This window comes from Streptomyces sp. NRRL F-2664 (assembly GCF_000719345.1).
Lineage (GTDB): Bacteria > Actinomycetota > Actinomycetes > Streptomycetales > Streptomycetaceae > Streptomyces.
Genome location: NZ_JOFX01000082.1, coordinates 1 through 8,854 on the forward strand (window position 1 = coordinate 1; position 8,854 = coordinate 8,854).

2 protein-coding genes and 1 pseudogene are annotated in these 8,854 nt (G+C 64.1%); 2 read left to right on the forward strand and 1 reads right to left on the reverse strand.

What is annotated here, in order from left to right; all coding sequences use genetic code 11:
* Positions 1–181 precede the first annotated feature (181 nt).
* Positions 182–4,276 carry an RHS repeat-associated core domain-containing protein gene (locus IF89_RS43065; RefSeq protein WP_158718028.1) on the reverse strand — a complete coding sequence of 1,365 codons (4,095 nt, stop codon included), beginning with the start codon at positions 4,274–4,276 and terminating at the stop codon, positions 182–184.
* 3,599 nt (positions 4,277–7,875) lie between these two features.
* Between IF89_RS43065 and IF89_RS48245 the strand changes: the two genes are divergently transcribed.
* Positions 7,876–8,214, forward strand: coding sequence for a helix-turn-helix domain-containing protein (locus tag IF89_RS48245; RefSeq protein WP_051808035.1), 339 nt, complete (start codon positions 7,876–7,878; stop codon positions 8,212–8,214).
* A 326-nt stretch (positions 8,215–8,540) separates the two neighbouring features.
* A pseudogene (locus IF89_RS48250) lies at positions 8,541–8,854 on the forward strand (hypothetical protein); the annotation flags it as partial.

Sequence of the window (8,854 nt, forward strand, 5' to 3'; positions counted from 1 at the left end):
CACCGTCGCCGTTCCCCACCGCCGCAAACCGGGAAAGGACCCCACACCCAGACAGAAGCGCGTCAACCGAGCCCGCTCCCGCCTCCGATGGCCAGTCGAAGACCCACCGCTGAACAGAGCTCATGTCTTCCCGCGCCCTTGGGCGCAGCACCGAAGGTGCCATGGACCGCTCAGCGAATATTCAGGAATGGTTGATGCCGTCAGCAGCTTCATCTGATTCGATGGCACGTCCAATTATGTACGCTGCCGTCGCCTCATTGAAATGCCATCTCAAGACTAGAGCAGCTGCATCAGGATCTTCTGGAGGGTCTATTTGATACCGTTCCGCCCAGATTTCGATTTGGCGAACCGTAAGGCGTCCCTTACGTAAGGTCGCCTCAATTTCTTGACTGCGCTCTCGCTTAAGGGAGGCCCACCCCTCGGGAGGCGCATAATTGGCCACTTCCGGCGGATGCACCGCAGCGGGTTCGCTAAAGCTCCATGACACTCGCTTATTTTGCCGCTGCGGGGCTGGCGCTAAATCACCTCGCAGCCAACTCGGCACCCCTACCCAAGGGGATGGTGTCCGAAGGGCAGAACGCGCCGGTGCTGGAAGTTTTGCACTAGGTTCGCCCCGTTCGACGGCATGGCTCTTCTGTGTAACAGCCTGTTCACGCACCTCCTTTACCCGGTTCCGTTGAGCCTCGTAGATTGCGGTCATCCGCTCCCTCGCCTCGCGGCGGGGGTCGGTGTTATTTCTCTTACCCCAGCCTAGCGCCCGGAACTTGATCGTGATGTTACCGGTGGGGTCGATGTTTTCTGCAGGGTTTGCATTGTAGGCTTGATACTTGTTAAGAGGGGTGAGATCTGGGTCATAAGTAGTGAAGCGGCCGGTGCCCGGGTGATAGGTGCGGGCGGGGGTGTACTGGGTGTTTGTCTCAGAATTGAAGTATTCGCCGCCGAAGCGGAAGGGGTTTTCGGTGGGGTTCGCAGAGAGGTGGGCGGGGGTGCCGGACGGGCCATCAGGTCGGGCTTCCTGGCCGTAGTCGGTGTAGTGGCGGCTGACGCGTACCGAGGCTTCAAGTCCCGTTTCAACGGCGATGTTGCCGCGGCGGTCGCCGTGGAGGTAGAGGGCTGCTTGGGGGGTGCCGGTGAGGGTGCGTGCCTCGCGGCCTCTCAACCCCACGAGATAGGCGCCGGTTCGTGTTTCGCCATGGCTGTCTGTGTGTGTGTCGTTGGTGATGGCACCGTCTGGATCGTAATGAAAGAGAATTGTACGAGTGGTGCCGTCAGCGCTGGTGGTGGCGGTGGACTTACGACTTCCGTCAGCCCAGTAGGCGTAGTCGGTGCGGCCGCCGTCGCTGGTCAGCGCGGTGACAGGTTTGTTGTCGGGGTTGTAGCTCCATGTGGTGCCGTCGGCCCCGTGGGTGAGGTTGCCGACTGCGTCATAGGACTGGCCGCTCTGTGTCCCGTTGACAGTCTGGGCAGTGAGGCGTCCCGCGGGGTCGATTTCGTGGTTTGTGATGGTCTTCATGCCATCTGCGCCGGTGACGGCAACGGTGGTGACGTCGCCGGCAGCGTTGACGGTGTAAGCGGTTGAGCGCAGGACGGGGGCCCTTTCGTCACTGCCGTCGTGTAGAACCGTGGCCGTTAGGCGCCCATAGGCGTCATAGGAGTGCACCGTATGGGTCGTTGTCCCCTGCGGGGGGGTGCCCTGGCCCCCCTCGCCCGGGACGCTGCTGCCTTGTCCGCTCTTGGGGGCGCGCCTGTCGGTGCGGCTGTGGAGGTCGCCTCGGGTGTTGTACGTGTAGGCAACCTCTGACAGAACGGCGGCGCCGGATCCGGTGAGGGTTTCCCTTTGCGGCTGATCGCTGTCGTAGTACTCAGTAGCTAGGACGGTGCCGTTGCCGAATGTAGTGGTAACTGGGCGGCCGAGAGAGTCATACGTGTAGGTAGCCGAGGTACTCTGCCCATCGGCGGTCTTCTGCTCTACGCCCCTGAGGCTGCCATCGTTGTTGTAGCTATAGGTGGTGACAGCGCCAGAGGCGTCGGTGGCGGTGCTCAGCTGTCCGGCCGCGTTGTAGGTGCGGGAGGTGGCTTTTCCGTCGGGATAGGCAATCGCATTCACGCGCCCCTCTCCGTCGTAGCCATAGGAAATCCGCGAGGCTTCCGCCTCAGTCCTGTCCGCACCTTCCCACAATCCGGTGATTCGGTTCAAGGCGTCATATTCCAAATGACGAACTATGGCAGCACCGTCGGCGTTCGCAACAGCGGCAGATGAGAGCAGTCCTGTGCCCTCGTCATAGGTGTAGTCGGTCCGGGAAACCAACTTGCCTTCGTCTGTCTTCACCATGACGCTCTCGAGCTGGCCGTCGGAGTGGTACGTGAACATGGTGGTATTGCCCAGCTGGTCCGCTCGGTGGGCGAGGCGGCCCGCTGCGTCGTAGGTGTGCTTAGCGCCGTAGTGCGCATCGCCTTGGTCGGCCGCGCCTTGAGTAAGCGCCTTGGAGTTCGGTCGGCCGGCGAGGTCACGGGTGAGGCTGACGGTAATTTTCTGACCAGGATAGGCGTCCGGCTCCGCGGGGCTGAGGACTGCCCCCAGGGGGATCCCTGCCGCACCGTATGATGGCGCAGCATTGACAGCACCGCTGGTGACGGATAAGAGCCGTCCCAGTGCATCAGCCTGGCTGGAGGAGCCCGAAGCGGGAACACCATCAGCAAAGACAACCCGCGTACTGGCGGTGCGCTGCATGCTGTTCGCGTGATGAACCCTGATCGCACGCGCATCCCTCATGCTGCCTCCAGCGTGGTCTCTACCGAGGACTCCGCGGGAGACTGTCTCGGCCACAACGTCGGTGGCCGTTACCTCAGCGGTGCCGTTGGGGCGGGTCACAGTGCTTGTGGACCCCCATGGATCCGACACAGCGGTGGTTTTGCGCCCGGCCTGGTCGGTCGTAGCGATCCGGTACTGCGCCCAATCGGAGTAGTCCGCCTCCCATAGAACCCGCGCCTCGTCCGCGCTAGGGTCCTGTGCGTAGGTACCGTCGCGGTAGTTGTCCGCGAGGCGCAGGGGGCGTCCGAGTGCGTCCAGGGTGTCGGTAAGGCGCCGTCCGTCTGGGGTGGCCGTGACTGTGATGGCAGCCGAGGGGTAGAAGATACGGGTAATCTGCGGCCTGTTGGACTCGGGCATGGCGGTGTGGGTGACAGGCCGTCCCTGCCCGTCATACTCCATCTGCTCCACCACCCGTCCGGCGGCATCAGTTGCCTGCAGCATGGCGCCCGTTGCCAAATCTGTGGTGCGCGTAGTGACCGTCTGTGCGCTAGCACCGGGCGCTACGATGACAGTCTCGGTCAGCTGACCGCCCTTCACCTGCCGGGCGGTGAGTGTTTTCAGCTCACTTGGACTCGCGCCTCCCCCGTGGGCCTTGTCGGCCCAGGAGGTAGTCTGGGAAGTGGCCTGCCCGTACTCGTCGTATTCGAAGGATAACTCCTCGCGTGCAGTCAGGCGGCCGCTGCTGTCTGCAGTGCGTGTGACAGTGCGCGCGATCGAGCGCCGTCCGTCGGCGGGGGTGTTCACTTCCTCTTGCAGCAATGTCCCGTCCCGGTCAGTGATCTTCCGGGAGAGGACCAAGCCGGTGGATCCATGCCCAATGTCATACGCCGTTTCGGTCTCAGTGCCGGTGCTGTCGGTGGTCATCACGGGCCGACCGAAGGCGTCGTACTTCGCCCTGGTCACCACCTGCCTCTTGCCGCCAACGGAGTTGTGCACTGTGCTGGTTTCCTCGACGGGCAAAGCCCAATCTGCGGGGAGTTCCTCGCCTCGGCCAGGTGGGGCGCCTACACCAGCGTCTCGCTGCCAGCTATAGCCGCGCTCCAACTCGCCCGCGACCCGTGCGCCCATGGAGGAAGTGAACACCTCTTGGGAAATCAGCAGGTGCAGGCTGTTGTAGGTGGACAACACGCGCTGCTCGGGCTCACCGCTGGCACCGATCCACGCCATCTCAGTGGTGTAGGTATAACCAGTTCGCTGGTCGAATACGTCATGTTCACCGGTGAAGCCACCGCCCGCACCCGTGTAGTTGCGCCCCTCCACGGCTGAGGACCGAAAATACTGCTCCGGCGCCGCTAGCGTTCCCTCCCCATCCAGCACCCGCACCCGCGAAGCAGCCAGCGCCGGCACCGGCGAGCCTGGGACCTCCTCATATCCGATCTCTGTCACTCCCCCGAGAGGCGAAGTCACCCGCGAGATGACCGGCCCGTGACCGGCCAGCGGCCGCTCATACTCCAGCAGCGTCACGCCACCGTCACCCGACGTGATCGCGCGAAGCTGTCCATCCTCAAGGTCTAGAACGGCGGCAAGCCCCGGCCTCCCCCCCGCCCGGCCCGGACCGGTGAAGACCACCTCCTGCTGGCCGGTCTCAGTCGTACCGTACTCGGCTGTAGTTACCGATCCGTAGGAATCTGTGACTGACACAAGGCGCCACACCGGAGCCTCTCCACTGGGCGCCCCGTCCCCGGAGGTAAACGCAAAATCGATTCGGTTACCGTGCCGGTCAGCGTAGGCAGCCACATTGCCAGCATCGTCAAAATACTGCACCGACCCATCCGTAAGATCGGTCAAACGCCACGCGTAACCCCTAGCCTCCACTCCCGGACGCGCCTCAAGCACACCCCCCGCAACACTCTCGAAACGTATTCCGCTGCGCGGGAACCGCATCAACCCAGTCCCCCCGGAAGCACCACTACTGGTGTCAATGTCATAAACCGCGCCCTCCACCACCGCACGATTCCCCCGACCATCAACGAACGGCAAGCCGAGCCCTACACCGACACCGAGCCCTTGCCGATCAACCCCCAGGCCAGACAGCTCCTGGTCGTATGACACCGACAAGTCGAACGACACCTCACCACGCCCTGCAACCCCCAGCAGCGGTACCTCCAGCCCATACCGGCCCGATCGCACATCCACCACGCCCCCCGCCCTGTCACCTGGCGGGAACACACCTGACACCGCAACTTCTGTTCCCATCAGGGAAGCCCCAGCAGGCACACCTGCCAAGCTGCCCCAAGGCACAGAAAGAGCGAGCGCCTCTCCGAAGAGGAGACAGCCTAAGGTCGCCGCGACAAGCACCGCGAACCAGCGCCGGAGAACCCTGCCCCGCTGAACGCCGCCATACGACCCCCTGCCACTGCTACGAGACAAAACCGACCCCTTAAAAATGAAGTGCACGACCACACCGGCTCGGTCTCCCGCTGGCATGCTCGGGGCGCCCCGATAGCCGTGAGCAGCCTCGATCGGACTGACTATCGGCGACACAATCCCCGCGATACGGGATGCCAAAACGAGATCCTCAGTACGATTTCAGCCTGCCGCTAAGACCCGGGCGGCGTAGATTTAAATTGCAGGCGTGAGTCCAAAGCGCGTAGCCCAAGTCGCGAATACGACAGCTCCGCGATCGCACTGCGTTTAGAAGATCCTTTAGAGGATGCTGCACCGGTCGACGCTTGAGATCACGTGATCACGCGTTCCGAACAACTCGAATACCGATCGCCGGTGGCGACTTTCTATTCAGTCCGCCCGCCTTGCGGGCCGACTACTGACATTACGTCAGTCGATCTCTTGAGTCAGGGCCGATGGAGCCATAGGCAGGTGCGATCTGTCAAGGAGGCCGCAAGTCATGCGGTGCCTGACCCTCTTGCGCCCCGTGCCGAGTCTGTCTCTGCAGCGCCTCGTGAGTGTTGCGTGCTTGTGGGTCTCGCGGTTAGCAGGCGGGCGGGCCGCTGAGTCTGATTGGTTCGTTGCGGCGGCTTCGAGATCGTGCGAGGGTTTCTGGGCACACCCGGTGCCGTCCTGAAGAAGCCCCGCCGGGCATAGCGCGTCCTCGGAGGCTTCCATGTGGACTGACTACCGAGATCCCCCCTGCGGTGAACGGTCGGCGGTTTTCTTTACACGCCCTGGGTGGCCGGCCGGTGACAGCCATCACAAGCCGGTGGCCGCCTGCATGCGCACCCATTAGACCGTGCCGCAACCCGAGGCGCTCAAGGCAGGCGATTCCGGCGTCTCGCGGTACTTCTGCCATCGGCGCAGTTCCCTGCGGGAGACCACGCCACCGCCACGCTTCGGCATACGGACTGCACAACGGCCCGACCGACCGCGCCAACCGGGCGGAGGTAGGAGGCGCATACGAACCAGGACATGCGGATCTGCAGAAAGAACTCGAGATGCCCCAACCAGCCGCGTCTAGTTCCTGCACAGTCCAGGAGGCGGTTGCGGCTGCTGAAGGGCTAAGGACCGCTGAGTGCGCACCCTGGCCGCATGCATGCAAGACGAACCCTAGCGAGTTTGCGAGAGGGGCCAATTGCCGTCAGTAAGGAAAAGATCTGAGAAGCGGCGCCCGCCTTTGTGGGCGCCGCCCTCAACAACCCAGCTTGCTACTTGACATACTCAACGTGCAGGGGGGGCCAGCCCCACTGGACCGCAACGTGGAGCCGGTCTCCCTCCTGGGGCGGAGTCAGAAGCATGCCGGGGAGAGCGCTCGCAAGCATAGGACACAAAGTGCCGCCCACAGGCGCGGGAATGACCGTCTGACACAGGGAGTTCAGACCGGAGGTTGAACCGCTGGCAATCATGTTGTAGATCTGCACTGTCGTGGCATGGTCAAAGGTGTACTCAATGCCGGCCTCGGCCCGAGAACCGGCAGCAGTAGCCACTGAGGCAGAAGGTGCAGCCAAGCCAGAATGGCCGCTGTCGGCCATTGCGGCTGCGCCACCTCCGGCGAGAACCGCAGCGGTAAGAGCGGAAATCGCGATAGCACGCTGAAGCATACGCATTGAAGGATCCCTTCGACAGAGCGCGAAAACCGCTTCTAGGCGGCTGCGCTGGAACCCGAGACTCACTACGGAGTTCGGCCGAATACCTGGATCAGGTACAAGCAATACGATCGCCCATTCTCTGCACCTCGCCATCGGCCGAAGAGACCACCGATCGCCGCCGGCGTTCGGACTATACATTTTCAGCCAGCCCGTATCCCATACAGGAGCTTCTCCGAGGCGCCGTGATCTTGCGAGGCGGCTGTCGACTGAGATGTCCGCGTCACTAGCACCGTCCCGAAGCCTGGTTGGGCGTTTGTCTTGCCCTAAAAGGCACCTTTCCCATGCCCTCGTAGAGTGGGTCACTGGGCTCATGGCCACCGGCAAGGCCGCCGGCCCTGCAAGCTCCGCACGTCCAGCGCATGACGGCGGCACTGGTGCACCCGCGAGAGCACACCTTGCGGCGAAAACCGCTGCAGGAGATTCGGGATCAGCGGGTCCACCCACACCACCGCCGTCACCGACCTGCGCGGCAGCCAACCCCGGCTCCGCCCTGCCGACCCCCGCCGCTCCCCGGCGGCGCAAGTTGCTGACCACGGCGTCGCCGCGGGCGAAGGTGACGCCGGTGGCCTCGTCGGCGACGTCGGTCAGGCGAATCGCATGAAGATGGTGGCGATCAAGGCCTGGTGGCGCAGCACTTCCTCGGTGAGCAGGTCCCAGGCGACCTCGCGGTCCAGGACGCGGGCGAGCTGGTCACGGCGGGTCAGCAGTTTACTTTGCCGTGATCGAGGGCGTTGACGGTCGTCTCGAGGCCGACGACGACGCCGACGAGGAGGACCCGGCTGTCGCGGAGCTCAGTGTCGCTGATGGCGCAGCTGCGGTGGGCGGTGATGAGGCCGGAGGTGACGTCATCGCCGTCATGTCGCCGGGTCCTAGCGCCGTTGAAGTCCGCCTGTCCGATGAGGGACGCGCGGAGTTGTCTCGTTGGGTAAGTGGGGCGGTGGCGTCGCGGTTCGCGGAGCGGGCGCGCATCGTGCTGGCTTCTGTGGGTGAGGCGCCGACGCGCGGGTTGCGGTGGAGGTCGGCGTGACCACCGCGACGGTGCGGAAGTGGCGTGGGAAATTCGCTGCTGAGGGGATGGCCGGGCTCGAGGATGCCGCCCGCATCGACCGGCCGAAGGCCGATCTGGTTGTGAGTGAAGCCGAGCGGGAGCAGCTGATCCGCTGGGCGAGGCGCGCGAACACCGCCCGGGACCTGGCGCTTCGCGCGAGGATCGTGCTGCCTTGCGCGGAAGGCGGGACGAGCAGGCAGGCCGCTGCCGACCTTGGTGTCGGCACCTCGGCCGTGGATCGCTGGCGTGGTCGTTTCAGCGCTGGCCGTTTGGATGGCCTGGCTGATGAGCCAAGGCCGGGCCGGCCGTCTTAGATCCTCCTCGACCAGGTCGAGGACGTGATCGTGGCGACGCTGGAGTCCGCTCCGGGCAAGGCCAAGCACTGGTCGAGGGCTTCGATGGCCGCCCGTACGGGGCTGTCGAAAATCGACGGTCGGCCGGATGTGGCAGCGGTTCGACCTCAAGCCTCACCTGCAGGGTTCCTTCAAGCTGTCCACCGATCCGCAGTTGCCGACAAGGTCGTCGACGTCGTCGGGCTCTACCACAAACCGCCGGAACGGGGTGTGGTGTTATGCGTGGACGGAACGCCCGGATCTAGGATCTGGACCGCTCGCAGCCGGTGTTGCCGATGGTGCCGGGCATGCCCGAGCGCCGTACCCGCGACTACCTGCGGCATGGCATCACCAGTCTCTTCGCCGGCTTCAGCCTCGCCGACGGCACCGTCGTCAGCGAACTCCACCGCCGTCACCGCGCGAAGGAGTTCAAGACGTTCCTGGTCACGATAGACAAGGCGTGCCACCCGGGCTCGGTGTACACCTGGACTGCGGCAACTGTGAGGATCGTGATGTGCCGCAGGGGGCCGGAGCCTGACCCGTGCGACAACTGGCTGCAGCTGCCTTGGGGTGGAACTGTCAGCCCCGGCCTCCTGCGGTGCGTACTGCCGTCGGCCCGGTG